This window comes from Paraburkholderia sp. SG-MS1 (assembly GCF_012275575.1).
Classification (GTDB): domain Bacteria; phylum Pseudomonadota; class Gammaproteobacteria; order Burkholderiales; family Burkholderiaceae; genus Paraburkholderia.
The window spans coordinates 13,330-36,822 of record NZ_NPIH01000113.1 but is presented as its reverse complement, the minus strand read 5'-3'; the positions used below and the strand labels follow the sequence as shown (position 1 = coordinate 36,822).

Genomic DNA, 23,493 nt, shown 5'->3' with positions numbered 1-23,493 from the left:
TAAGCGGGCAGCCAGCGAGCGGGTGCCCGCACACTTCAGCGACGGATTGCGCGCGCTCGTTGCTCCTCCCGTTAATGACGACAATAGAGCCCAACCAGGGCGGCCTGAGCGCCGCCGATGCCCGGCCGGCATCTTCCCTCGCGGCCGGTTCCATACAGCTATGACGACACCTCAAGACATCATCCGCCGCGACGTGCTCGCGATGACGAGCTATCCGGTTCCGGACGCCACGGGCTTTATCAAGCTCGACGCAATGGAAAACCCGTTTCCGTTGCCGCCGGTGCTGGCCGCGCATCTCGGCGAGCATCTCGCCGGCGTTGCGCTGAACCGCTACCCGGCGCCGCGCCCGGACGCGCTAATCGAAAAGATCAAGCGCGTGATGGGCGTGCCGGCCGGCTGCGACGTGCTGCTCGGCAACGGTTCGGATGAAATCATCAGCATGGTGTCGGTCGCGTGCGCGAAGCCGGGTGCGAAGGTGCTCGCGCCGGTGCCGGGTTTCGTGATGTACCAGATGTCGGCGAAGCTCGCGAATCTCGAATTCGTGGGCGTGCCGTTGAAGGCGGATTTCACGCTCGATACCGAAGCGATGCTCGCCGCGATCGCTGAGCACGAACCCGCGATCGTCTATCTTGCGTATCCGAACAACCCGACCGGCACGCTCTTCGACGACGCCGACATGGAACGCATCATTGCCGCGGCAGGCAAGAGCCTCGTGGTGATCGACGAGGCGTATCAACCGTTCGCGCAGCAAAGCTGGCTGCCACGCGCCGACGCGTTCGACAACGTCGTCGTGATGCGCACGGTGTCCAAGCTTGGCCTCGCCGGCATCCGTCTCGGCTACCTGGTCGGCAAGCCCGCGTGGCTGACCGAGTTCGACAAAGTGCGGCCGCCGTACAACACCAACGTGCTGACACAGGCTGCCGCCGATTTCCTGCTCGAGCACGTCGACGTGCTCGATGCGCAAGCCGCGCAATTGCGCGAAGAACGCACGAAACTCGCGCAGGCGGTGGCCGCGTTACCCGGCGCGCACGTGTTCCCGAGCGCCGGCAACTTCCTGCTGGTGCGCGTGCCCGATGCGTCCGTTATGTTCGAAACCCTGCTCACCGCGCGGGTTCTGATCAAAAACGTGAGTAAAATGCATCCATTGCTGGCCAATTGCGTGCGTTTGACCGTCGGGTCGCCGGAGGAGAATGCGCAATTGCTGGCCGGCCTCAAACTCGTGCTGCACTGAACGAACGGCGCTGCCGTTTTCCCACTCCACACTACTATCGCTTTCTAGCTAGATTCGAGGAATTACCATGCGCCTTGCGGAAGTCGTTCGCAACACCAGCGAAACGCAGATCCGTGTGAAGATCAATCTGGACGGCACCGGTCAGCAGAAGCTGGCCACCGGTGTGCCGTTTCTGGATCACATGCTCGACCAGATCGCCCGCCATGGGTTGTTCGACCTCGAGATCGAAGCGCATGGCGACCTGCATATCGACGACCACCACACGGTCGAAGACACCGGTATCACGCTCGGCCAGGCCGTTGCGAAGGCAATCGGCGATCGCAAGGGCATCCGCCGTTACGGTCATTCCTACGTGCCGCTCGACGAAGCGCTGTCGCGCGTCGTGATCGACTTTTCCGGCCGTCCGGGTCTCGAATTCCACGTGCCGTTCACGCGCGCGCGCATCGGCACGTTCGACGTCGATCTGTCGATCGAGTTTTTCCGCGGTTTCGTGAATCACGCGGGCGTCACGCTGCATATCGACAACCTGCGCGGCCTGAACGCTCATCATCAGATGGAAACGGTGTTCAAGGCATTCGGCCGGGCGCTGCGTATGGCCACGGAAATGGACGAACGCGCGGCGGGGCAGATTCCGTCGACCAAGGGCAGCCTTTAAGCCTAACCAAGCCGCATTCAGCCGCTCAACTTCAGACGACTCATTGACCTGCGCCGCGCGTCGGCCGACCGTCGTTCGGCGCTGAACCTCACCGTCGATCGATCGACGGCGTCGCCGCCAAATTTGAAATGAAAACTTCGATAGCGATTGTGGATTACGGAATGGGCAACCTGCGTTCGGTTGCCCAGGCATTGCGCAAGGCTGCGCCGGAAGCGGACGTGGCGATCGTCGACCAGCCGGAAGCGATCCGCGCCGCCGACCGCGTGGTGCTGCCCGGCCAAGGCGCGATGCCCGACTGCATGCGCAGTCTCGGCGAGTCCGGCTTGCAGGAAGCCGTGATCGAGGCGTCGCGCAGCAAGCCGCTGATGGGCGTGTGCGTCGGCGAGCAGATGCTGTTCGACTGGAGCGCGGAAGGCGATACGCCGGGCTTGGGCCTGCTGCCGGGCAAGGTGCTGCGCTTCGACCTGGAAGGCCAGGTGCAGGACGACGGCTCACGCTTCAAGGTCCCGCAAATGGGCTGGAACCGCGTGCGCCAGGCGCAGCCGCATCCGCTGTGGGACGGCGTCGCGGACAACGCGTTCTTCTATTTCGTGCACAGTTATTACGTGCAGCCGGACAACGCGGGTCATACCGCAGGCGAAACGGTGTACGGCGTGCCCTTTACCTCGGCGGTGGCGCGGGATAACATCTTCGCGACCCAATTCCACCCGGAAAAGAGCGCCGACGCGGGGCTGCGCGTGTATCGCAACTTCGTGCACTGGAACCCGTGAGCGCCTTTTTTCATCCGGTCGCCACGCGCCATTGCGCCGCAAGTGCGGCGTCCGGCGTGCGCCGTAACCGCAGCACTGCGATTTCGCTTGCAGAGGGCGCTCAGCAAGGGCGTCGAAAGACTTGTACTAAACTAGCGAAACGGCGTTTTGACGCACTGACTTTTCAGCCGCTGCCGCCGACCTTCAACCCCTTCCCAGACAACACCCGATTGCTATGCTGCTGATTCCCGCCATCGACCTGAAAGACGGTCAGTGTGTACGCCTCAAACAAGGCGATATGGACCAGGCGACGATATTTTCCGAGGAACCGGCGGCGATGGCCCGACATTGGGTCGAGCGTGGCGCCCGTCGTTTGCACCTCGTCGACCTGAATGGCGCGTTTGCCGGCAAGCCGAAGAACGAAGAGGCGATCCGGGCGATCATCGAGGAAGTGGGCGGCGAGATTCCCGTGCAACTGGGCGGCGGTATCCGTGACCTGAACACGATAGAGCGCTATCTGGACGACGGTCTGTCGTACGTGATCATCGGCACCGCGGCGGTGAAGAATCCCGGCTTCCTGCAGGATGCGTGCACGGCGTTCGGCGGCCACATCATCGTCGGGCTGGATGCGAAAGACGGCAAGGTCGCGACCGACGGCTGGAGCAAGCTGACCGGCCACGAAGTTGCCGATCTCGCGCGCAAGTTCGAGGACTACGGCTGCGAATCGATCATCTATACCGACATCGGCCGTGACGGCATGCTGCAAGGCATCAACATCGAAGCGACGGTGCGGCTCGCGCGCGCGGTGAAGATTCCGGTGATCGCGAGCGGCGGTCTGTCGAACCTCACGGACATCGAATCGCTCTGCGAAGTCGAAGACGAGGGCATTGAAGGCGTGATTTGCGGCCGTGCGATCTACTCGGGCGATCTCGACTTCACGGCGGCGCAGACGCTCGCGGACCGGCTGCGCGAATCGGACGACGCGTAACCCCGAATCGCGCTCGCGGCGGGACTTCGAACCCGGCCGTCGCGGCGGTCCGATGTGCTGCGTCCGCGGAATAGCACGTTGCGCGTCGTGGCCGCGCTTGACTCGCGGCGCGACCAGCCTTGGCAGCCTCGCGGGGCTGGTCGCGCCGGGCATAGCGCCGCAAGCCCCCGGGCGAGCGGCCTCATCAGCGGTATTGGCAGAATTGCAAGATCATGGCTCTAGCTAAACGCATCATCCCCTGTCTCGACGTCACGGCTGGACGCGTGGTCAAGGGCGTCAACTTCGTCGAACTGCGTGATGCAGGCGACCCGGTCGAAATCGCCCGCCGTTACGACGATCAGGGCGCCGACGAACTCACCTTCCTCGACATCACGGCCACCTCCGACCAGCGCGATCTGATCCTGCCGATCATCGAAGCGGTCGCCTCGCAGGTGTTCATTCCGCTGACGGTCGGCGGTGGCGTGCGCGCCGTCGAAGACGTGCGGCGCCTCCTGAACGCTGGCGCGGACAAGATCAGCATGAACTCGTCGGCGGTCGCGAACCCGCAACTCGTCAAAGACGCGACCGACAAATACGGCTCGCAGTGCATCGTCGTCGCGATCGATGCGAAACGCGTGTCCGCGGACGGCGAGCCGCCGCGCTGGGAAGTTTTCACGCATGGCGGCCGCAAGGCCACCGGCCTCGAAGCGGTCGAATGGGCGCGCAAGATGGCCGAACTCGGTGCCGGCGAAATCCTGCTGACCAGCATGGACCGCGACGGCACCAAGAGCGGCTTCGACCTCGCGCTCACGCGTGCGGTGTCGGACGCGGTGCCGGTTCCAGTGATCGCGTCGGGCGGCGTGGGCAACCTGCAGCATCTGGCCGACGGCATCAGGAACGGTCACGCGGACGCGGTGCTGGCCGCGAGCATCTTCCACTACGGCGAGCATACCGTGGGCGAGGCCAAGCGCTTCATGGCCGATCAAGGCATTTCGGTGAGGTTGTGACGTGGTGAATCCCTCGGCAGTCAATTGGCTCGACAAGGTCAAGTGGGACGCGAACGGCCTCGTGCCTGTGATCGCGCAGGAAGCGTCGACCAACGACGTGCTGATGTTCGCGTGGATGAACCGCGAAGCGCTGGCGAAGACCATCGAATTGGGCCGTGCGGTGTACTTCTCGCGCTCGCGTCAGCGCCTGTGGTTCAAGGGCGAGGAGTCCGGCCACGTGCAGCGCGTGCACGAAGTGCGGCTCGATTGCGACGAAGACGTCGTGCTGCTGAAGGTGGAGCAGGTGTCGGGCATCGCGTGCCACACCGGCCGCCACTCGTGCTTTTTCCAGAAATTCGAAGGCTCGGTGGATGATGGCGACTGGCTCGCCGTCGATCCCGTGCTGAAAGACCCCGAACACATCTACAAATGACGCAATCCACTCAAACCACGTCGTCTACCCCCGATACCTTGCTGCGCCTCGCGGCGATCATCGACAGCCGCAAGGGCGGCGACCCGGACGTTTCCTACGTGTCGCGCCTGTTCCACAAGGGCGATGACGCGGTGCTCAAGAAGATCGGCGAAGAGGCCACCGAAGTCGTGCTGGCCGCCAAGGACGCGCGCCACGGCGGTGCGCCGAAGGCGCTGGTCGGCGAGGTCGCGGACTTGTGGTTCCATTGCCTCGTGATGCTGTCGCACTTCGATCTGAGTCCGGCGGACGTGCTCGCCGAACTCGAGCGCCGCGAAGGCCTGTCGGGCATCGAGGAAAAGGCGCTGCGAAAGAGCCGCGAACGCGAACAGAACGGCGATTGATCGGCCGGCCCGGCTTGAAGCCGCGCGCACCGGTGCCCATATTGCACTGAACGCATCTGAGCGCATCATCGGGAGGACGCAATCATGGAACAGCCAAACGAGAGCTACCCGCCGCCGGTTTATCGCCACGCAATGGAGCCGGAACGCGAACGCAGCCTACGCACGCTCACTCACGTGCTGTATGCGCTATACGCGGTCCACTGGCTGACAGGCGGTCTGACGATCCTGATCGCGATCATCATCAACTACGTGAAGCGGCCCGACGTGGCGGGCACGCCGTACGAAGCCCACTTCGAATGGCAGATCCGTTCCTTCTGGCTGTGTCTGCTCGGTTACGCGATCGGCGCCATGCTGCTGCTCGTGGTGATCGGCATTCCGGTCCTGTGGGCCGTTAGCATCTGGATGTTGTACCGTATTATCAAAGGCTGGCTGTATCTGTACGATAACAAGCCGCTGGCGAATCCGCGTGCCTGGGTCTGAGTGTAGTGCGCCCGTTTATCGGGCTTTGCTCGCATCCTGCTGCGTCGCTTCGCGCTCCAGTCATACCGCGTCAGGAATACGATGAGTCACGACCCGAACTGCCTTTTCTGCAAGATCGCCGCTGGCGAGATCCCGTCGACCAAAGTCCACGAAGACGAAGAGTTCGTTGCCTTCCGCGACATCCGTCCGGCCGCCGACACGCATGTGCTGGTGATTCCGCGCAAACACATCGCCACGCTGTCGAATTGCACCGGAAGCGATGCGCCTCTGCTTGGTAGAATGATTGTTTTGGTGGCGCGTCTGGCCGATCAGCTCGGGGTTGCCTACACCGGCGGCGAAACGGGTTTTCGCACGGTAATCAATACCGGTCCCGGCGGCGGGCAGGAGGTATATCACTTGCATGCGCACATTCTCGCGGGACCGCGCCCATGGCAACGGATGGGCTGACGCAAAGCGGGGTTATACGCGTTCGCTGCGAGTTTTGGTCGTGGACAATAGCGCGGCTGTCGTTTTTAAGCACTGTAATAACGACGACGCGATGGTTCGGCCACAATGACATTCGTCCTGTCGCCGGTTGAGTCGGAACGGTCCGCGGTCACGTATAGAGGAAGCGCAAGCGCGGCAGAACGGGCGCAGGCGCTTCGGTCACGCCGCAAGGCGCACGAATTTTGCCGCATCGCGGTGCGGTGTCGGGGTTAAGGAGAGTAGTCATGGGTTCGTTGAGCATTTGGCATTGGCTGATCGTGTTGTTGATCGTGGCACTCGTGTTCGGCACGAAGAAGCTGCGCAATATCGGCGCCGACCTGGGCGGCGCGGTGAAGGGCTTCAAGGAAGGCGTGAAGGAAGCCGAAACGCCGGCAGGTGACGCGCAGCAGCGCGAATTGCCGCGCAACGGGGCGGTAGATGTGGATGCGAAGGAAAAAGCGCCGCGTTCCGGCGATTACCGCTAAGCCGCGGCTCACCCGCGTTACTGACGGACATTCCACTTCATGCTGGACCTCGGTCTAACCAAGATGGCGCTGATCGGCGTCGTCGCGCTCGTCGTACTCGGACCGGAGCGCCTGCCACGCGTTGCCCGTACGGCTGGCGCGCTGTTCGGCCGCGCGCAGCGGTATATCAACGACGTGAAGTCCGAAGTCACGCGCGAAATCGAGCTCGACGAATTGCGACGCATGAAGACCGAGTTTGAAACGGCCGCGAGCAATGTCGAAACCTCCGTTCAGGACAATCTGCGCAAGCACGAGAGCGAACTGAACGACGCGTGGAACAGCGGCACGTCGGTGTCGCCGAGCATTGCCGGCGGCGCGCTCGAAGACGTCGGCAATTCGTCGTGGCAGAGCAGCACACCAGCCACGGCGCCCAGGCGCAAGAACTGGCGCGTCAAGCAGACCGCCATGCCCACCTGGTACAAACGCGCCACCACGCGTCGCACGCGCGTGCAATCGGGGGCGGCGCGCGTCGCGCGGCATACGCCCGCCACCCTGCGTCGTCCGACGCGGTTCTTCTGATGATCAGAACGACAATCTCTAACCGAGGGCCGGTGTGAGCGACCCCCAGCATACTCAGAACGAAGGCACCGAAGAGACCTTCATTTCACACCTCGTCGAATTGCGCGACCGCATCATCCGCGCGGGCCTTGCCGTCATCGTGGTGTTCATTGGACTCGTGTATTGGGCGCCGGACATTTTCCGGCTGCTGGCGCGTCCTCTGATGCAGAACCTGCCGAAGGACGGCAAGATGATCGTCACCGACGTCACCGGCTCGTTTTTCGTGCCGATGAAGGTGACGATGCTGGTCGCGTTCGTGATCGCGCTGCCCATCGTGCTGTACCAGATCTGGGCGTTCGTCGCGCCGGGGCTCTATCAGCACGAGAAGAAGCTGGTGGTGCCGCTCGTCGCCAGCAGCTACACGCTGTTTCTGTGCGGCATGGCATTCGCGTACTTCGTGGTGTTCCCGACCATCTTCCGCGTGATGGCGCATTACAACGCGCCGCTCGGCGCGGAAATGACGACCGACATCGACAATTACCTGAGCTTCGTACTGACGATGTTCATCGCGTTCGGCGTGACATTCGAAGTGCCGATCGTCGTCGTGCTGCTGGTTCGCATGAACGTGGTCACATTGAAGAAGCTCAAGGAGATCCGGCCGTATGTGATCGTCGGCGCGTTCGTCATTTCGGCCGTGGTGACGCCGCCGGACGTGTTCTCGCAACTGATCCTGGCGATTCCGCTGGTCGTGCTGTATGAAGCGGGGATCATTGCTGCGCGCCTGATTGTCCGCAAGCAGCCGACCGTGGTCGAAGACGCGAGTTCGCCGCCGGGTTGAATCGGCTCTCGCCGGGCGCTCGCAGAAAAACCGTGGCCCGCGCAAAGCAAAAAGCAAAAAGGGCAGCCCGTCGCGGACTGCCCTTTTTGCTTTCGGCGTTGGCGGGTCGCTCGCTATGCCCTTATGCGACCCCCCGCGTACATTCTTCCTTCTGCCTTAGCCTGCATCGTCGTCCTGATCGCCGCCGCCGTTATCTTCGACCGGCTGCTTCGGCGGAGGCGGGCGCTTGCCGATGGTCACGTCCAGGTCGATCTCGCGACCCTTGCGCACCAGATGCACCTTCGCGGCCGTGCCCGGCTTGATCTGCGCGATAACGTTCAGCAAGCGCGTGGTGTCGGTGATCTCCTGGCCGTTCACGCTTATCAGGATGTCGCCAGGCTTGACCCCTGCGCGGTCGGCAGGGCCGCCCTTCAGCACGCCCGCGACGATCGCGCCCGACTTCTGGTCGAGCCCGAACGACTCGGCAATCTCCGGCGTCACGTCCTGCGGCTCGACGCCAATCCAGCCGCGCGTGACCGTACCGGTAGTGATGATGCTCTCCAGCACGCTGCGCGCGGTCGACACGGGGATTGCAAAGCCGATGCCGAGCGAGCCGCCCGAGCGCGAATAGATCGCCGTGTTGATGCCGAGCAGGTTGCCGTTCTCGTCGACGAGAGCGCCGCCCGAGTTGCCCGGGTTGATCGCCGCGTCGGTCTGAATGAAGTTTTCGAACGTGTTGATGCCGAGGTGGTTGCGCCCGAGTGCGCTGACGATGCCCATCGTCACCGTCTGGCCGACGCCGAACGGATTACCGATCGCGAGCACCACGTCGCCGACGCGCGTCTGGTCCATGCGGCCGAGCGTGATGGTAGGCAGGTTGGTCATGTTGACCTTGAGCACCGCCAGGTCTGTTTCAGGATCGATGCCGATCACCTTCGCATTGGTGGTGCGGCCGTCGGCCAGCGCGATTTCAATCTGATCGGCGCCGTCCACGACGTGCTGGTTCGTTAGAATGTAACCTTCCGAACTCACTATCACCCCGGAGCCGAGGTTGGATGCCGGTTGCTCCTGCTGATTGCGTTTGTTCTTGTCGCCGAAGAAATAACGGAACAGCGGATCTTTCGCGCGCGGATCGGGCGGTAGTGAGCCATCCTTGCTGGAGAACACATTGACGACCGCGGGCATGGCCTTTTGTGCGGCGTCCGCGTAGGACGCCTGGGCCGGGCCGCTGCCGATGCCTGGCGCCACTTCCCGCAGGGCGACGATCGGTTCGGCGAGCTGCTTGCCGAATTGCCCTTGACGCTGGAGCCACTGCGGTTTGAGGGTCGCAATGATGAACATCAGCGCCAACAGCACAGTCACCGCTTGGGCAAAGAACAGCCAAAAGCGTCTAAGCATCTGAAGACTAGAGGTTTATATGGATCGGATCGAACTTGAATTGTACTTGAACAATCTTCTTGAAACCGCGCGCTTCAAGGACTATTGCCCCAATGGATTGCAGGTCGAAGGGCGGCGCCGGATCAATAAACTCGCGACCGGTGTGACCGCGTCGGTGGCCTTCCTGGAAGCCGCGCTCGACTGGGGCGCGGACGCCGTGCTGGTCCACCACGGCTATTTCTGGCGCAACGAAGCGCCGCAGATCACCGGGCGCAAACATGCGCGCCTGAAACTGCTGATCGGCAACGACCTGAACCTGTTCGCCTATCACCTGCCGCTCGACGACCACCGCGAGTTCGGCAACAACGCGCAGATCGGCGCGAAGATGGGCTGGATCAGCGACGCGCGCTTCGGCGAGAACGATCTCGGCTGGCTCGCCACTTTTCCGATGCCGATCACGCTCGCACACTTCACCGCGGAAATCGAGCAGACACTCGGCCGCACGCCGCTCGTGTTCGGCGACCCGGACCGCGAACTGCGGCGCGTGGGCTGGTGCACGGGCGCCGCGCAAGGTATGTTCGACGCGGCGATCAACGCGGGTGCCGACGTCTACCTGACCGGCGAAGTCTCGGAGTCGGTCATGCACACATCGGCGGAGAGCGGCGTTGCGTTTCTCGCGGCCGGACACCATGCAACCGAGCGCTTCGGCGTGCAGGCGGTGGGCAAGCATCTGTCCGAGGAGTTCGATATCGAACACCTATTTATCGATATCCCTAATCCAGTTTGAATTGCGAATTGCATTAAAGAAGAAAAAGGCACGAATAACGCAGAGGGCACTTAAAAGGAGGTGCAAAAAAGTTTGCGATCCGTACGGAGAAACCCTGAGTTATCAAGGGCTTCGCACGGTTTTTGGCAATCGGCCCTTGTAAATGGCGACTCCATTCGCGCAAACTAGCGGCGGTAGAAGCGACGTGAAGGAAAAATCCAACTCAGAAGTGGGGCGTGTGATGCGAGACAAGGAAGATGAACGCGTCGTCGACGGCAGCCGCCGTAACTGGCTGGTAGCGACGACCGTAGCAGGTGGCATCGGAGGTGTTGCCATTGTCGTACCCTTTGTTAGTTCGTTTGCACCATCTGAAAAGGCCAAGGCAGCAGGCGCCCCGGTCGAAGTCGATATCAGCAATCTCAAGCCCGGCGACATGATGACCGTCGCCTGGCGTGGCAAGCCGGTGTGGATCATCAACCGCACCGACCAGATGCTCGCCGATGTCCAGAAAGCCGATAACCAGGTAGCGGATCCCCTCACCAAGAATCCCTTTTCGATGCCGTTGCCGGAGTACTGCAACAACGAATTCCGTTCACGGGCCGAGAACAAGCACCTTCTAGTCGCCGTCGCCGTGTGCACCCATCTGGGCTGCACGCCGACGCCGCGTTTCCAGCCGGGCGCGCAGCCCAATCTTCCGGACGACTGGCCAGGCGGTTTCCTGTGCCCGTGCCACGGCTCGACCTACGACATGGCCGGCCGCGTCTTCAAGAACAAACCTGCGCCGCAAAACCTCGATATCCCGCGCTTCATGTTCACGTCGGCCACCGGCCTCGTGATCGGGAAGGACGAGAAAGGAGAAGCGTAATGGCGAGCGACCACGAAGTAGAGACGACCGGGCTGGTCGGCTGGATCGACCGGCGCTTTCCGATGACTTCCACCTGGAAGAAGCACGTTTCCGAGTACTACGCGCCGAAGAACTTTAACTTCTGGTACTTCTTTGGTTCGCTCGCGCTGCTGGTGCTGGTTAACCAGATTGTCACCGGCATTTTCCTCACGATGAACTACAAACCCGACGCGACGCTCGCGTTCTCGTCGGTCGAGTACATCATGCGCGAAGTGCCGTGGGGCTGGCTGATCCGCTATATGCACTCCACCGGCGCGTCGATGTTTTTCGTCGTCGTGTATCTGCACATGTTCCGCGGGCTGATGTACGGCTCGTACCGCAAGCCGCGCGAACTGGTGTGGATCTTCGGCTGCCTGATATTCCTGTGCCTGATGGCCGAGGCGTTCTTCGGCTATCTGCTCCCATGGGGGCAGATGTCGTTCTGGGGCGCGCAAGTGATCGTCAACCTGTTCTCGGCGATTCCGTTCATCGGCCCCGATCTGTCGCTGTGGATTCGCGGCGACTACGTCGTCTCCGACGTCACGCTTAATCGCTTCTTCGCGTTTCACGTGATCGCGATTCCGCTGGTGCTCGTCGGCCTCGTGATCGCCCACCTGGTCGCGCTGCATGAAGTGGGGTCGAACAATCCGGACGGCATCGAGATCAAGGCGAAGAAAGGGCCGGACGGCGTGCCGCTCGACGGCATTCCGTTCCACCCGTTCTACTCGGTGCACGACTTCATGGGCGTGACGGTGTTCCTGCTGATCTTCGCGGCGATCATCTTCTTCGCGCCGGAAATGGGCGGCTATTTCCTCGAAGCCAACAACTTTGTGCCGGCCAATTCGCTGCAGACGCCGCCGGAAATCGCGCCAGTGTGGTACTTCACGGCCTTCTACGCGATGCTGCGCGCCACCACCGATCCATTCAAGATCGTGCTGATGATCGTGATCGCGCTGCTCGGCCTGCTCGCGCTGGTGCGCGCACGCGGCAAGTGGAAGTTCGGCTTGCCGGTGCTCGCGGTGCTGGTGATCCTGGCGATGGCCTTCACCGAGTCGAAGTTCTGGGGTGTGGTGGTGATGGGCAGCGCGGTGATCTCGCTGTTCTTCCTGCCGTGGCTCGACCGCTCGCCGGTGAAATCGATCCGTTACCGGCCGTTTTTTCACAAGGTGTTCTACGGGATCTTCGTGCTCGCTTTCCTGACGTTGGGCTTCCTCGGCACTAAACCGCCTTCGCCTGCCTCGACGTTGATTGCTCAGGTGTGTGCGCTGATCTACTTCGCGTTTTTCCTCGGCATGCCGTTCTGGACGCGGCTTGGCAAGTTCAAGCAGCCGCCCGAACGGGTGCGGTTCAAGCCTCACTAATCGCGAGCCAGGAGAACACGAAATGAAGAAACTGCTTTCGACGTGCGCGCTGATCGGCGCGACACTGCTCGCGGTGCTGGCCGCTCCTGCTCACGCGGACGAGAATTTCCATCTCGACCGCGCGCCGGATAACGCGGAGAATTTCGCTTCTTTGCAGCACGGCGCGCAATTGTTTGTAAACTACTGCCTGAATTGCCACAGTGCGAGTCTGATGCGCTACAACCGCCTGACCGATATCGGCATCACGCCGAGCGAAATTCAGGCAAACCTGCTCTTCACCACGGACAAGGTCGGCAACACGATGACCGTGGCGATGCGCCCGGACGACGCGAAAGCGTGGTTCGGGGCCGCGCCGCCGGATCTGTCGGTGGAAGCGCGGGCGCGAGGCAAGGACTGGCTCTACACGTATTTGCGCAGTTTTTATCGCGACAATACGCGGCCCACCGGTTGGAACAATCTGGTGTATGAGAACGTGAGCATGCCTCACGTGCTGTGGCAGCTCCAGGGGCAACGTGCAGCGAAGTTCGGTGACGAAACCGACGAAAAAACTGGCGAGACGGTACACAAATTCGTCGGCTTCCAGCAGCTCACTCCGGGGACGATGTCGCCGGTAGATTATGATTCTGCTGTGGCCGACCTCGTGTCGTACCTGTCATGGATGTCCGAACCGACGCAGAAAACCCGCAAACAGCTTGGCGTGTGGGTGCTGCTGTTCCTCGGTATCCTGAGCTTTTTCGCCTGGCGACTGAACGCCGCGTACTGGAAACATATCAAATAATCACGCCGTCACCCGGCGTGGGGCCGGCGCCAGGAGAAACCTGCTGAACGGTTTTTCCGCGCGCTGGCCCTTCAGCTTTTTGAGGAAACGTAAACATGATGGTTCTGTATTCCGGCACAACTTGCCCGTTCTCCCAGCGTTGCCGGCTGGTGTTGTTCGAAAAGGGCATGGACTTCGAAATCCGCGACGTCGACCTGTTTAACAAGCCGGAAGACATCGCCGTGATGAATCCGTACGGTCAAGTGCCGATTCTCGTCGAACGGGACCTGATTCTGTACGAATCGAACATCATCAACGAGTACATCGACGAGCGCTTCCCGCATCCGCAGCTGATGCCGGCCGATCCGGTGCAGCGCGCCCGCGCCCGTCTGTTCCTGCTGAACTTCGAAAAAGAACTGTTCGTGCACGTCGGCACGCTCGAAAACGAGAAGGGCAAGGCTGCGGAGAAGAATCACGAGAAGGCCCGTCTCGCGATCCGCGATCGCCTGACGCAGCTCGCGCCGATCTTCCTGAAGAACAAGTACATGCTCGGCGAAGAGTTCTCGATGCTCGACGTCGCGATCGCACCGCTCCTGTGGCGTCTGGATCACTACGGCATCGAGCTGTCGAAGAACGCCGCACCGCTGATGAAGTACGCCGAGCGCATTTTCAGCCGCCCGGCTTATATCGAAGCGCTGACGCCTTCGGAAAAGGTGATGCGTCGTTGAGTTTGGCTTTGGGGTGAGGGCGCCGCGCAGCTCGTTGCGCGGGCCCGAGCCCGGCAAGAGGAATGTTGATGCAAGAGATTTCCACGAAGCCTTACCTGCTGCGCGCGCTCTACGAGTGGTGCACCGATAACGGCTACACGCCGCACATCGCGGTCCGGGTCGACAATCAGACGCGCGTGCCGCGTCAGTTCGTGCGCGACAACGAGATCGTGTTGAACATCAGCTTCGAGGCAACCAGCCAGTTGCAGATGGGCAACGAGTGGATCGAGTTCAGCGCGCGTTTTTCCGGCAAGTCGCACAAGATCGAGGTGCCGGTCGCGAATATTCTCGCGATCTATGCGCGCGAAAACGGCCAGGGTATGGCGTTTCCGGTCGAGTCGGCGGGCGGCGAGGCGCAGGATTCCGGCGCCGATGCAGTCCCCGCGGACGAGGCCGCGGCGCCGGGTGCACCCGCAGCGCCGCGCGCGGTCGAGACGTCGTCGGCGAGCGACGCAACTGCCGCGAAAGCGGATGGTGCGACGAACGCCCCCCACCCGGACGATGATGGTTCGAAAGGTGGCGGAAGGGCTCGCCTCAAGATCGTAAAATGAAGTAGAATCACGGCCTCATGCCGGCTTAGCTCATCAGGTAGAGCGCTTGACTTGTAATCATGAGGTGGCGGGTTCGAGTCCTGCAGCCGGCACCAGTAGTACGAAACGGGGTTTCTGTTCAATCAGGAACCCCGTTTTTTATTTGCGGGCCCGCCATTCAATTCACTGGGTATGCGATTAACTTGGCTGTGCCGGGATGCACAAATGGCGGTATTGCGGACGGAAATGAGCTTGAATGCGTTAAACGCCAGAGACGGCCCAATGGCGATTAAACGTTAAAAAGACGAGTTGCGGACCGCGACGGGTCCGCAACTGAAGGACGGCCTATTTGTTTGACTAGGACGCTAGGCGGAGTACCGCGCCGCGCCACTTTTAATCTCTCAGGTTCTTCTTTCAGCCATATTTTTGCTAACGAGAACTATACCGAGAGGATAAGCGTCTGTCTATTTGGCTTATTGATATCGATGTTAGAACATCGCATTACGCATAGGCAGTCGACGCTCTATTTATTCGTTTTGCATATTTTCGACATTAAAGCTTTCTGGTCCCACAGTATGAATACTGCACGGCATCGAGAAAACGACGCGTATCGGCAATCGTCGTCGTCGGCCGGTCTGTGATTGAGGTGCCATTGGCGTGCAATTGCATTGGCAGTCCGATGGCGGATCGCTCTGCCTTTCGCCACTAAGGCCGCTAGCCGGACTACCGAGCCGTTGCGCGCGGTATCGGTGAGACCGCCAAAGGCTCAAAAAGCACCATATCTCTTTCACCTTGTCGATTGTGGATTTTTTTGTCCAGGTTCGTATGCCGACTCCCCCTCCCAGTCCCGCCCGTCCGCGAATAGCGCACCGCGAAACCGTGCGACAGAGGTACTATTCGGGCGTCAGTCGGCATCGCTAATAAGAACTCCGGCGGCCAGCCCCCAACGACGCCACGTTTTCCGTACGTCGCTTCCGCAACACCGATCCCACCTCATCATGACCAGCCCCGCAACCATTACCTGGCCCGAAGCCGACGGCCCCCGCACCGCACGCTGGCGGTCCGAGGCCGCCGTGCCGCCGCCCAAACGCGTCATCGTCGCTGACGATCGCACCACCGCCGACTCCGCCTACCGCCTCGCCTGCGAGGGCACCGCGCTGCTGTGGAACGGCGACTTCCAGAACGCTCGTCAGCTGCTCCAGGCGGTCACGCGCCGGCTAGAGCGCAAACCGCGCAAGCGCGGCGAAACACCAGTCGACGCGTTCAACCTGCATCGCCAGGCGCAGTCGCAACGCGCGCGCACGCTCGGCATGATCCTGATTCCGCTCGACGCCGCTTATGGGATTCCACTGCGCCGCGCACCCGACGTGCAGCAGGCCTGTACGGAAACCTACGGCCCGCCCAACGACGAAGCGTCGGTCGTGTCGCTGCGCGAGTTGCTCGGTCTGATTGGCGCGTTCGAGTGGCGTAAGAAGGGTGTCGAGATTCCCGCGCTCGGCGAGCGGATCCATCCCCACTACGGCGTGTTTTCGCCGGTGCGCGGCGAGTATGTCGATCTCGTCGCGCGCACGCCGCTGCCGTCGCTGAACAAGGCGTTCGATATCGGCACCGGGACCGGCGTGTTGGCCGCGCTGCTCGCCAAACGCGGCGTGAAGAAAATCATCGCCACCGATCAGGACCCGCGAGCGCTTGCGTGTGCGCGTGAGAACCTCGCGCGCCTCGGCTACGACCAGCAGGTCGAGGTCGTGCAGACGGATTTGTTTCCCGAAGGCCGGGCGCCGCTCGTCGTGTGCAATCCTCCGTGGGTGCCGGCGAGACCCGCCTCACCGATCGAATATGCGCTCTACGATCCGGAAAGCCGCATGCTGCTCGGCTTCCTGAACGGCCTCGCGGAGCATGTGTCGCCGGGCGGGGAGGGGTGGCTGATCCTGTCGGATTTCGCCGAGCATCTCGGTTTGCGCTCGCGCGAATGGCTGCTTGCCGCAATCGAAAAGGCCGGACTGACGGTGGTGGGACGCGAGGATATTCGCCCGCGCCATCCGAAGTCGACCGATGAGACCGATGCGCTGCATACGGCGCGGGTGGCCGAGGTGACGTCGTTATGGCGTCTCAAGGTGCGTTAGGCGGATGTGAGGCGGCGCCTCGCGCATCACGCTGACGCGCCTCGCGTCCTGGGAAGCGCCGCTGTTGTGGTGCCAACAGCGTATTGGCGGTCAAAAGTTGGTAAGAGGGGCGTTTGCTGCGTAACGGGGACGCTGCGTCTCTGCGCATCACGTCGGGGTATCTCGCGTCTTGAAGCTTGCGAGGCGCCGCCCGTCAGCCGTGCCGTTATAGCGCCCAAAGCACGTTCGTTAATTGGACGGCGGAAGAAATGGTGAGGCGTGCTGCCACGAGTCAAGAAAGCGGCAACCCGCCGTCGCATCACGACAGCGCGCCGCGCGCCTTTAGCGCCTTCAAATATACCGCAGCCCCCGTGCCGGCGACCCATCCACTGGCAAAGCAGGCGGTAAGCAGATAACCGCCGGTGGGCGCCTCCCAATCGAGCATCTCCCCAGCACAAAACGCGCCGGGCAGCCGCTCGATCATCAAATGCGCATCGAGCGCCTCGAACGGGATTCCGCCAGCGGTGCTGATCGCTTCCGCGATAGGGCGGGCGCGCGTGAACCGCACAGGGAGCGCCTTGATCGCATGCGCGAGGCCGGGTGCGTCGGCAAACGCCTCCTTCGACAAAATCTCGTGCAGCAAAGCCAGTTTTGCGCCGCCAATCCCGATTCTTCCGTGCAGGTGACTTGCCATCGAGCGTGAGCCGCGCGGTCGTGTCACTTCAGCGACGACTCGCTCGAGCGTCAAGCCTGGCACCAGATCCAGCGCGATCGTCGCCTCGCCGTCAGCCAGAATCCGCTCGCGGATCGCCGCCGACATCGCGTAAATCAGGCTCCCTTCGAGGCCCGTTTCGGTCAAAAGTATTTCACCTTGTCGATTGTGGACTTTATCGTCTACATCGGTGAGCGCGATGGCGACCGGCTTGATCGGCTGACCAGCAAAACGCTCGCGTAGATACACGCTCCAGTCGGCGTCGAAGCCGCAGTTCGCGGGCCGCAGCGGTGTCACCGGCACCTGACGGGCGGCCATTAGCGGGACCCACGCGGCGTCCGAACCGAGGCGCGGCCAGCTTGCGCCGCCGAGCGCGAACACGACCGCATCGCGACTCACGGTGTGCTCGCCGTCGGGCGTCTCGAATCGCAGCGTGTGCGCGGCGGCGGCGTCCGCGTCGAGACCCCAACCGCGCCACTTGTGCCGCATATGGAACCGCACGCCCGTCTCACGCAGGCGATGCAGCCACGCGCGCAGCATCGGCGCGGCTTTCATATCGGTGGGAAACACGCGCCCGGAGCTGCCGACGAAAGTATCGACTCCCAGATCCTGCAACCACGCCCGGAGCGTGTCGGGTCCGAAGACGTCCAGCAGCGGCGCGATCCATTCGCGGCGCGCGCCGTAGCGGTCGAGAAACGGCTCGCGCGCCTCCGAATGCGTGATGTTCATGCCGCCTTTGCCCGCCATCAGGAACTTGCGGCCGACCGACGGCATCGCGTCGTAGACGTCGACTTGCACGCCCTGCCGGGCGAGAGCCTCGGCCGCCATCAGGCCGGCGGGGCCGCCGCCAATCACGGCGACGCGGGCGGAATCCAAGGAAGAGGGCATGCGGTCCTGCGGATGAACGGAAGGAAGAAGCGGCGCGCCGGCCGGAACGGACGAGCCCGAGCGGCGCGACGGGCGCTATTTTCACACCGCGCACGGCACAGGGCAAACGCACTGCCAAGGGGGAAGGCCAAAAAAACTGGGTTCAGGCGCTTGCGCAGGCGTCCGGCGCACGTTCGCATCTGTGTCGGGGACCCGCGCGACCTATACTTTTCAAACACCTTCCTTCAGGCGCCGTGCGCGTCTTTCTCGCTTCAAACCAGCCACCGACTGCTTACCGCCTCGACGCGGCCACCGCTGCGATCAATGCTGCACGCACAGCCGGCGAATACCGGCCTCGCAGCGATCGCCGCCGCGCGACGGCCGGCGTCATGGCTCGCGCGTGCGCCGCTTGCGTGGAGGGTGGTCGATCGTCGGAAAAATCAAGGAGCCAGCCATGAGCCGCAAATACATCGATTGCCGCGAATTCCCGAGCGAAATGAACTGCACCGTCGCGCTATCCGCCGACAGCGACAGCGAATTGCTCGAAGCCGCCGTGCAGCACGCCGTTGCGATCCACAAGCACACGGATTCGCCGGAACTGCGTTCGCAACTCAAGACGCTGTTTCATGAAGGCACACCGCCGGTTGAGGCGCCGCGCGGGTGAGGGAATCGTCCTAACGGACCAAAAATGTCTCGTCCGACCCGGGCGCGGCTTGGTGCCGTCGCCCGCGGATCGCGGCGTTCTCTCGTGTGAGGGGTCTCGTGAACGCTAGCCGGGATACGCCTCGTCCACCTTCAGCCCGGCGAGCTTGAAAATAACCCGCAGCGTTTGCGGTTTGATGTCGCGACGCGACGCGAGCGTGGTCATCACGAAGTCGAGAACTTTGGCGTACTTGAGCATAGTCAGGCACGTTTCCATGTCGACGCTGCCATCGCGCATGACTTCGGCGAGGCGCAGCATTTCGGTGGAGATGTCGCGCGCCATCTCCAGTTCGAGTTGCTGCTTCTCCGACCAGGCCGGCGTCGCGGTGAGCTTCGCCAGCATTTCCTGAAATTTTTGTTCCACGTTTCCGTTGGGTACCGTATCCATTGCCGCCTCTTCTGTCATCCGAGCACGCGTCCGGTTGAAGTCTCGGCGCGCTGCTGGTTACGTAACGTTCGGCCCGCTTTGCGCGGCCGTCCTCCCCACATGCATTCGGTTCGCGTGATCGGTGCCACGGCCGGCAGCTTCTTGTTATCGGCGACACGGCTTGCGGGATCGGCCGGAGCCGGGGCGCAAGCTGTTTTCAGTCACTCCCCGGCACGTTTTCCTGATGCTTTTCGAGCAGGAAGCGTTCCAGGTTGATGCATTTCCGCTTGGTTTGCGTGGCTCGCTGGGTGATCGAGTCGCACTTTGGGTAAACTGGCAGCAACTTTTCCCTTTTTCCGTCATCTGTCGCACGTTCGCGTTGCAATAGTTGGCGGTACGTACGATGTCCAGCAAAACCCACGAAATCCGTCCGAACCAATCCGTCGAGTTGCTGAAGGAGCTCCATATCCTCACGCGCGACGGCAAGATGAATCAGGACAGCCGGCGCAAGCTCAAGCAGGTCTATCACCTGTTCCAGTTCATCGAGCCGCTGCTCAAAGACCTCAAGGACAAGCAGGGCGCCTTGACGCTCGTCGACCACGGCGCGGGCAAGTCATATCTAGGTTTTATTCTTTACGATCTTTTCTTCAAGGAGTTTCAGAGCGCGGCGGGTGGGGCTTCACACATTTACGGCATTGAAACCCGCGAAGATCTCGTGACGAAGTCCGAAGAGTTGGCTGTGCGGCTGGGTTTTACGGGGATGTCGTTTCTGAACCTGTCAGTCGCGGAGTCGATTTCGTCGACGCGTTTGCCGGCGCAGATCGACATCGTGACGGCGCTGCACGCGTGCAACACCGCTACCGACGACGCGATCCGGTTCGCGCTCGACAAGCGGGCCAAGTACATCGTGGTGGTGCCATGCTGTCAGGCCGAGGTGGCCGGCGTGCTACGGCAAAACAAGGGCAAGTCGCTCGGCAATGCGTTGACGGAGATTTGGCGGCATCCGTTGCACACGCGGGAATTCGGCAGCCAGATCACGAATGTGCTGCGCTGCCTGCAGCTCGAGGCGCATGGGTATCAGGTCAGCGTGACCGAACTGGTCGGCTGGGAGCATTCGATGAAAAACGAACTGATCATCGCGCAGTACAAGGATCTGCCGCGGCGCCGGCCGGCCGAACGGCTCAATGAGGTGATGGACACGCTCGGTATTCAGGAGTTGAAAGAGCGGTTTTTTATTGAGGCCTGATTTGTTCCGGCCGACGAGGTGAGGCTTCTTCAATGAGAAAGCGGCTTTTGTGGGGGAGCGCCACTGGCCCCACCGGGATTGCAACTCTCCGTCCTCGCGCTTACGTTCAGCGCTTCATCAATTCGTTCCAGCCTGCAAGACCGATTCGCCGCAGCGTCGCCTGATTGCGCCCGTAAATATTTTCGGCATCGGGGAACGCCTGAACCGCTCTCTCGATGCTGTCTTCCCGCAGCAGATGCAGGATCGGATAGGGCGCCCGATTCGTGTAGTTCTCGATATCGTCCGGGTCGCTGCCTTCGAACTGGTAAGCGGGGTGAAAGCTCGCGATCTGAACGACCCCTTCGAGCCGAAGCTGCTTGATGAGCCGGTCGGCGAAAAACAGGCAATCGTTGAAGTCGAGAAAATCGCCTGGCGCGCGCGGCAGGATCAGCAGCGTCGTGTCGATGGCCTGCGGATCGGCGGCCACCAGCGTCTGCAACTCGGCTTCGAGATCGGTCAAGACGGCCTCCATGTCCGCGGCCCCGCTCACGGCGTAGCGAATTTGCCCCTTCGCGTGCACGGCTTTCGCGAACGGACACAAATTGAGTCCGATCACGGCCTGGGTCAGCCAGTGACGGGTGGCGGCAACGACGGCATCGTGGGATTCGACGGGCAACGGCATGGCAGGCGACACGGCGGATAAAGGGGCGAAAAGCACCATTCTAACGGCGCGAGCCGGCGCTGCCCTGCTCACGGCGCGATTCCCGGCGCGCAACGGGCGCAGCCCCCGGCTCGACTCCGCTTCAGATCAAACCCGCGTCCCACCGCATGCGGCGGCGATCAACTGCGCGGCGACTTTCGGTGCGGCCAGGATAGGTCCGCATCCTGGGCCGTAGGTCTGGCTGGCCGCATAGACGCCCTCGATCACCAGACCCAGTGCATTTGCGAGCGCCTCTGGATCGTCAGCGGCGGCCGCCGTCGACAGTTCGATGAGCCGTCCCATCAAACGCTGCTTGTTGCGAAAGACGAACTGCCGGGCCGGGTGCCCGGGGTCCGAAAACTCCACCGACACGTTCACGAACGGACAGCCGCGATAGTCGTCCACCGACGCGCGCACCGAGAGGTCGTCGAAATACTGCTGAAGCTGCTTCGCCGGCTCGCCCGGATGCTTGGCGAAACTCCTCTCCACGTAGCCGAAGAACCGCTCGTCCTGCTGTTCGAGATAAGCCATCACCAATTCGTCTTTCGACGAGAACTGGCGGTACAGACTCATCTTGTTGACGCCCGCACGCTCGACCACCGCGTCGACGCCGACCGTGCGCACGCCTTCGCGGTAGAACAGCTCGCTCGCGGCGTGCAGCAGATTGCGCTGCGCCTGCGGCCCGGCCGTCTGCGCACCGCGTGCACGGGCTTTAGCGGTCGGCTTGGGAGTGTTGCTCTCGGACATGATGGGCCACCTGATTGGAACTGAATTGACGCCTTGACATGTTACCGACCAGTAACTAACATCGCAACACCATTGTGACTGATCTGTCACAAATCCTTTACGGGACCCGTAATAATACGAACGACGCAGCCCGCGAGGCGAAGCGTCGATTGGAGAACCAATGAACTGGGCAGCGAGACTGATTGGCGGACGGTTCCACTACGGCTGGTTGACAGTCGCGGTGGTGTTTCTGGTATTGCTGGCGGCGGCCGGCACGCGCGCCACGCCGAGCGTGATGATGGTGCCGCTCGAGCACCAGTTCGGCTGGAGCCGCGCGACGATCTCGCTGGCCATCTCCGTGAACATCGCACTCTACGGCCTGATGGGGCCGTTCGCGGCGGCGGCCATGCAGCGCTTCGGCGTGCGCCCCACGCTGCTCGTCGCGCTCGGCACGATGGCGGCGGGTGTAGCGCTGTCGTCGCTGATGACGCATCCATGGCAGATGGTGCTGATCTGGGGCGTGATGGTGGGCGGTTCGACCGGCGTCGCCGCGCTGTCGCTGTCCGCGACCGTGGTCACGCGCTGGTTCACCACGCGCCGCGGCCTCGTCATGGGCATTCTCACGGCCAGTTCGGCCACCGGCCAACTGGTGTTCCTGCCGATGCTCGCGGCCATCGCAGAGCATCACGGCTGGCGTCAGGTCGTGTGGGTCGTCGCACTCGCGGCGGCGGTGGTGATTCCGCTGGTCGCCTTTCTGCTGCCCGAGCGCCCGGCCGACATGAAACTGCGTCCGTATGGCGAACCGCACGACGCGCCGGTCGCGAGCACCGTCACCAGGCAGAATCCGCTCGCTATCGCGTTCGGCACGCTGGCCATGGCGAGCAAAACCCGTGATTTCTGGCTGCTGTTCTTCAGCTTTTTTATCTGCGGCGCGAGCACCAACGGCTACGTCGGCACCCACCTGATCGCCATGTGCGGCGACTACGGCATGACCGAGGTGCAAGGTGCGTCGCTGCTCGCCGCGATGGGCATCTTCGATCTGTTCGGTACGACGCTGTCGGGCTGGCTGTCGGACCGCTTCAATAGCCGCGTGTTGCTGTTCTGGTACTACGGCTTGCGGGGCTTGTCGCTGATGTATTTGCCGCACGCGTTCGGTATCGACTTCTTCGGGCTGCCGTTGTTCGCCGTGTTCTACGGGCTCGACTGGATCGCCACCGTTCCGCCGACCGTGCGTCTCGCAACCGACGTGTACGGCAAGGAAGCGGCGCCCGTGGTGTTCGGCTGGGTGGTCGCGGGCCACCAGCTCGGCGCGGCGTTTGCGGCGCTTGGCGCGGGCATGCTGCGCGCGAGCCTCGGCACCTATACGGTGGCGTCGATGATTTCAGGTGGGCTGTGTCTGGTCGCGGCAGTGATCGTGTTGCGGATCAATCGTCCGGCGAAAGTGCCCGAGCCGCAGGCGGTGTAAA

Annotated in this window: 27 protein-coding genes and 1 tRNA gene; 23 read left to right on the top strand and 5 right to left on the bottom strand. The window is 62.3% G+C overall.

The window, feature by feature from the left end:
• Positions 1–160 precede the first annotated feature (160 nt).
• From hisC to tatC, 12 genes are all read left to right on the top strand, one after another.
• Positions 161–1,231, top strand: coding sequence for a histidinol-phosphate transaminase (gene hisC / locus CIC12_RS08615; RefSeq protein WP_168663713.1), 1,071 nt, complete (start codon positions 161–163; stop codon positions 1,229–1,231).
• 67 nt (positions 1,232–1,298) lie between these two features.
• Entirely contained in the window at positions 1,299–1,886 is a 588-nt protein-coding gene (gene hisB / locus CIC12_RS08610; protein ID WP_042329170.1) for an imidazoleglycerol-phosphate dehydratase HisB, read from the top strand.
• 128 nt (positions 1,887–2,014) lie between these two features.
• Positions 2,015–2,656, top strand: coding sequence for an imidazole glycerol phosphate synthase subunit HisH (gene hisH, locus CIC12_RS08605; protein ID WP_168663712.1), 642 nt, complete (start codon positions 2,015–2,017; stop codon positions 2,654–2,656).
• A gap of 214 nt (positions 2,657–2,870) precedes the next feature.
• Complete coding sequence (hisA, locus tag CIC12_RS08600; RefSeq protein WP_168663711.1) at positions 2,871–3,623, top strand: 1-(5-phosphoribosyl)-5-[(5-phosphoribosylamino)methylideneamino]imidazole-4-carboxamide isomerase; 753 nt, start codon at positions 2,871–2,873, stop codon at positions 3,621–3,623.
• A gap of 212 nt (positions 3,624–3,835) precedes the next feature.
• Positions 3,836–4,609 (top strand): imidazole glycerol phosphate synthase subunit HisF, encoded by a 774-nt coding sequence (gene hisF / locus CIC12_RS08595; RefSeq protein WP_121315843.1) that lies wholly within the window; start codon positions 3,836–3,838, stop codon positions 4,607–4,609.
• 1 nt (position 4,610) lies between these two features.
• Positions 4,611–5,021: a phosphoribosyl-AMP cyclohydrolase gene (gene hisI / locus CIC12_RS08590; RefSeq protein ID WP_342030512.1), complete on the top strand. Its 411-nt coding sequence runs from the start codon at positions 4,611–4,613 to the stop codon at positions 5,019–5,021.
• Positions 5,018–5,401 carry a phosphoribosyl-ATP diphosphatase gene (locus CIC12_RS08585; protein ID WP_168663710.1) on the top strand — a complete coding sequence of 128 codons (384 nt, stop codon included), beginning with the start codon at positions 5,018–5,020 and terminating at the stop codon, positions 5,399–5,401. The genes hisI and CIC12_RS08585 overlap by 4 nt, the downstream gene beginning before the upstream one ends.
• Positions 5,402–5,485: 84 nt before the next feature.
• Positions 5,486–5,881: a DUF4870 family protein gene (locus tag CIC12_RS08580; protein WP_121315841.1), complete on the top strand. Its 396-nt coding sequence runs from the start codon at positions 5,486–5,488 to the stop codon at positions 5,879–5,881.
• 81 nt (positions 5,882–5,962) lie between these two features.
• Positions 5,963–6,328 carry a histidine triad nucleotide-binding protein gene (locus CIC12_RS08575; RefSeq protein WP_168663709.1) on the top strand — a complete coding sequence of 122 codons (366 nt, stop codon included), beginning with the start codon at positions 5,963–5,965 and terminating at the stop codon, positions 6,326–6,328.
• 263 nt (positions 6,329–6,591) lie between these two features.
• A complete protein-coding gene (tatA, locus tag CIC12_RS08570) occupies positions 6,592–6,831 on the top strand; it encodes a Sec-independent protein translocase subunit TatA (RefSeq protein ID WP_168663708.1) in 240 nt (79 codons plus the stop codon).
• A 39-nt stretch (positions 6,832–6,870) separates the two neighbouring features.
• A complete protein-coding gene (gene tatB / locus CIC12_RS08565) occupies positions 6,871–7,389 on the top strand; it encodes a Sec-independent protein translocase protein TatB (protein ID WP_168663707.1) in 519 nt (172 codons plus the stop codon).
• Positions 7,390–7,423: 34 nt separating this feature from the next.
• Positions 7,424–8,206, top strand: a complete 783-nt coding sequence (gene tatC, locus CIC12_RS08560; protein ID WP_168663706.1) for a twin-arginine translocase subunit TatC — start codon at positions 7,424–7,426, stop codon at positions 8,204–8,206.
• A gap of 156 nt (positions 8,207–8,362) precedes the next feature.
• Here tatC and CIC12_RS08555 read toward each other — a convergent pair whose 3' ends face one another.
• The gene (locus CIC12_RS08555; protein WP_121315836.1) at positions 8,363–9,583 is read right to left on the bottom strand and encodes a Do family serine endopeptidase; all 1,221 of its coding nucleotides are present in this window, start codon (positions 9,581–9,583) and stop codon (positions 8,363–8,365) included.
• Positions 9,584–9,602: 19 nt separating this feature from the next.
• Between CIC12_RS08555 and CIC12_RS08550 the strand changes: the two genes are divergently transcribed.
• From CIC12_RS08550 to CIC12_RS08515, 8 genes are all read left to right on the top strand, one after another.
• Positions 9,603–10,349, top strand: a complete 747-nt coding sequence (locus CIC12_RS08550) for a Nif3-like dinuclear metal center hexameric protein (RefSeq protein WP_168663705.1) — start codon at positions 9,603–9,605, stop codon at positions 10,347–10,349.
• Positions 10,350–10,569: 220 nt separating this feature from the next.
• Positions 10,570–11,193 carry a ubiquinol-cytochrome c reductase iron-sulfur subunit gene (gene petA, locus CIC12_RS08545; protein WP_168663719.1) on the top strand — a complete coding sequence of 208 codons (624 nt, stop codon included), beginning with the start codon at positions 10,570–10,572 and terminating at the stop codon, positions 11,191–11,193.
• Positions 11,193–12,572 carry a cytochrome b gene (locus CIC12_RS08540; RefSeq protein WP_168663704.1) on the top strand — a complete coding sequence of 460 codons (1,380 nt, stop codon included), beginning with the start codon at positions 11,193–11,195 and terminating at the stop codon, positions 12,570–12,572. Before petA ends, CIC12_RS08540 begins: the two co-directional genes overlap by 1 nt.
• A gap of 22 nt (positions 12,573–12,594) precedes the next feature.
• Positions 12,595–13,350 carry a cytochrome c1 gene (locus CIC12_RS08535; protein WP_168663703.1) on the top strand — a complete coding sequence of 252 codons (756 nt, stop codon included), beginning with the start codon at positions 12,595–12,597 and terminating at the stop codon, positions 13,348–13,350.
• Positions 13,351–13,445: 95 nt separating this feature from the next.
• Positions 13,446–14,057 carry a glutathione S-transferase N-terminal domain-containing protein gene (locus tag CIC12_RS08530; RefSeq protein WP_006052302.1) on the top strand — a complete coding sequence of 204 codons (612 nt, stop codon included), beginning with the start codon at positions 13,446–13,448 and terminating at the stop codon, positions 14,055–14,057.
• A 68-nt stretch (positions 14,058–14,125) separates the two neighbouring features.
• Positions 14,126–14,647, top strand: a complete 522-nt coding sequence (locus CIC12_RS08525; protein ID WP_168663702.1) for a ClpXP protease specificity-enhancing factor — start codon at positions 14,126–14,128, stop codon at positions 14,645–14,647.
• Positions 14,648–14,666: 19 nt separating this feature from the next.
• Positions 14,667–14,742 (top strand) — tRNA-Thr (locus tag CIC12_RS08520).
• An 882-nt stretch (positions 14,743–15,624) separates the two neighbouring features.
• Complete coding sequence (locus tag CIC12_RS08515; RefSeq protein ID WP_168663701.1) at positions 15,625–16,749, top strand: methyltransferase; 1,125 nt, start codon at positions 15,625–15,627, stop codon at positions 16,747–16,749.
• Between the two features lie 298 nt (positions 16,750–17,047).
• Here CIC12_RS08515 and CIC12_RS08510 read toward each other — a convergent pair whose 3' ends face one another.
• Entirely contained in the window at positions 17,048–18,328 is a 1,281-nt protein-coding gene (locus CIC12_RS08510) for a TIGR03862 family flavoprotein (RefSeq protein WP_168663700.1), read from the bottom strand.
• A gap of 433 nt (positions 18,329–18,761) precedes the next feature.
• Here CIC12_RS08510 and CIC12_RS08505 point away from each other — a divergent pair, with 433 nt between their 5' ends.
• Entirely contained in the window at positions 18,762–18,971 is a 210-nt protein-coding gene (locus tag CIC12_RS08505; RefSeq protein ID WP_168663699.1) for a DUF1059 domain-containing protein, read from the top strand.
• A gap of 105 nt (positions 18,972–19,076) precedes the next feature.
• On the opposite strand, the gene CIC12_RS08500 is transcribed toward CIC12_RS08505, so the two are convergent.
• Complete coding sequence (locus CIC12_RS08500) at positions 19,077–19,397, bottom strand: hypothetical protein (RefSeq protein WP_042329129.1); 321 nt, start codon at positions 19,395–19,397, stop codon at positions 19,077–19,079.
• Positions 19,398–19,779: 382 nt separating this feature from the next.
• On the opposite strand from CIC12_RS08500, the gene CIC12_RS08495 reads away from it, so the two are divergent.
• Positions 19,780–20,622 (top strand): class I SAM-dependent methyltransferase, encoded by an 843-nt coding sequence (locus CIC12_RS08495; RefSeq protein WP_168663698.1) that lies wholly within the window; start codon positions 19,780–19,782, stop codon positions 20,620–20,622.
• Between the two features lie 106 nt (positions 20,623–20,728).
• Here CIC12_RS08495 and CIC12_RS08490 read toward each other — a convergent pair whose 3' ends face one another.
• Both CIC12_RS08490 and CIC12_RS08485 read right to left on the bottom strand, forming a co-directional pair.
• Positions 20,729–21,283, bottom strand: coding sequence for a DUF1415 domain-containing protein (locus CIC12_RS08490; RefSeq protein WP_168663697.1), 555 nt, complete (start codon positions 21,281–21,283; stop codon positions 20,729–20,731).
• 126 nt (positions 21,284–21,409) lie between these two features.
• Positions 21,410–22,048 carry a TetR/AcrR family transcriptional regulator gene (locus CIC12_RS08485; protein WP_168663696.1) on the bottom strand — a complete coding sequence of 213 codons (639 nt, stop codon included), beginning with the start codon at positions 22,046–22,048 and terminating at the stop codon, positions 21,410–21,412.
• A gap of 160 nt (positions 22,049–22,208) precedes the next feature.
• Here CIC12_RS08485 and CIC12_RS08480 point away from each other — a divergent pair, with 160 nt between their 5' ends.
• Positions 22,209–23,492: an MFS transporter gene (locus CIC12_RS08480; RefSeq protein ID WP_168663695.1), complete on the top strand. Its 1,284-nt coding sequence runs from the start codon at positions 22,209–22,211 to the stop codon at positions 23,490–23,492.
• Position 23,493: the final 1 nt, after the last annotated feature.

What these genes read in the sequence shown, in the direction of transcription:
- CIC12_RS08480 (WP_168663695.1), top strand. Translation starts at nt 22,209, where the DNA reads ATGAACTGGGCAGCGAGACTGATTGGCGGACGGTTCCACTACGGCTGG.
- CIC12_RS08535 (WP_168663703.1), top strand. Translation starts at nt 12,595, where the DNA reads ATGAAGAAACTGCTTTCGACGTGCGCGCTGATCGGCGCGACACTGCTC.
- CIC12_RS08485 (WP_168663696.1), bottom strand. Translation starts at nt 22,048, where the DNA reads ATGTCCGAGAGCAACACTCCCAAGCCGACCGCTAAAGCCCGTGCACGC.
- CIC12_RS08585 (WP_168663710.1), top strand. Translation starts at nt 5,018, where the DNA reads ATGACGCAATCCACTCAAACCACGTCGTCTACCCCCGATACCTTGCTG.
- hisB (WP_042329170.1), top strand. Translation starts at nt 1,299, where the DNA reads ATGCGCCTTGCGGAAGTCGTTCGCAACACCAGCGAAACGCAGATCCGT.
- CIC12_RS08500 (WP_042329129.1), bottom strand. Translation starts at nt 19,397, where the DNA reads ATGGATACGGTACCCAACGGAAACGTGGAACAAAAATTTCAGGAAATG.
- hisH (WP_168663712.1), top strand. Translation starts at nt 2,015, where the DNA reads ATGAAAACTTCGATAGCGATTGTGGATTACGGAATGGGCAACCTGCGT.
- hisA (WP_168663711.1), top strand. Translation starts at nt 2,871, where the DNA reads ATGCTGCTGATTCCCGCCATCGACCTGAAAGACGGTCAGTGTGTACGC.
- tatB (WP_168663707.1), top strand. Translation starts at nt 6,871, where the DNA reads ATGCTGGACCTCGGTCTAACCAAGATGGCGCTGATCGGCGTCGTCGCG.
- CIC12_RS08575 (WP_168663709.1), top strand. Translation starts at nt 5,963, where the DNA reads ATGAGTCACGACCCGAACTGCCTTTTCTGCAAGATCGCCGCTGGCGAG.
- hisC (WP_168663713.1), top strand. Translation starts at nt 161, where the DNA reads ATGACGACACCTCAAGACATCATCCGCCGCGACGTGCTCGCGATGACG.
- CIC12_RS08490 (WP_168663697.1), bottom strand. Translation starts at nt 21,283, where the DNA reads ATGCCGTTGCCCGTCGAATCCCACGATGCCGTCGTTGCCGCCACCCGT.
- hisF (WP_121315843.1), top strand. Translation starts at nt 3,836, where the DNA reads ATGGCTCTAGCTAAACGCATCATCCCCTGTCTCGACGTCACGGCTGGA.
- petA (WP_168663719.1), top strand. Translation starts at nt 10,570, where the DNA reads ATGCGAGACAAGGAAGATGAACGCGTCGTCGACGGCAGCCGCCGTAAC.
- CIC12_RS08530 (WP_006052302.1), top strand. Translation starts at nt 13,446, where the DNA reads ATGATGGTTCTGTATTCCGGCACAACTTGCCCGTTCTCCCAGCGTTGC.
- tatA (WP_168663708.1), top strand. Translation starts at nt 6,592, where the DNA reads ATGGGTTCGTTGAGCATTTGGCATTGGCTGATCGTGTTGTTGATCGTG.
- CIC12_RS08540 (WP_168663704.1), top strand. Translation starts at nt 11,193, where the DNA reads ATGGCGAGCGACCACGAAGTAGAGACGACCGGGCTGGTCGGCTGGATC.
- CIC12_RS08525 (WP_168663702.1), top strand. Translation starts at nt 14,126, where the DNA reads ATGCAAGAGATTTCCACGAAGCCTTACCTGCTGCGCGCGCTCTACGAG.
- CIC12_RS08505 (WP_168663699.1), top strand. Translation starts at nt 18,762, where the DNA reads ATGAGCCGCAAATACATCGATTGCCGCGAATTCCCGAGCGAAATGAAC.
- CIC12_RS08510 (WP_168663700.1), bottom strand. Translation starts at nt 18,328, where the DNA reads ATGCCCTCTTCCTTGGATTCCGCCCGCGTCGCCGTGATTGGCGGCGGC.
- CIC12_RS08550 (WP_168663705.1), top strand. Translation starts at nt 9,603, where the DNA reads ATGGATCGGATCGAACTTGAATTGTACTTGAACAATCTTCTTGAAACC.
- CIC12_RS08515 (WP_168663701.1), top strand. Translation starts at nt 15,625, where the DNA reads ATGACCAGCCCCGCAACCATTACCTGGCCCGAAGCCGACGGCCCCCGC.
- CIC12_RS08580 (WP_121315841.1), top strand. Translation starts at nt 5,486, where the DNA reads ATGGAACAGCCAAACGAGAGCTACCCGCCGCCGGTTTATCGCCACGCA.
- CIC12_RS08495 (WP_168663698.1), top strand. Translation starts at nt 19,780, where the DNA reads ATGTCCAGCAAAACCCACGAAATCCGTCCGAACCAATCCGTCGAGTTG.
- CIC12_RS08555 (WP_121315836.1), bottom strand. Translation starts at nt 9,583, where the DNA reads ATGCTTAGACGCTTTTGGCTGTTCTTTGCCCAAGCGGTGACTGTGCTG.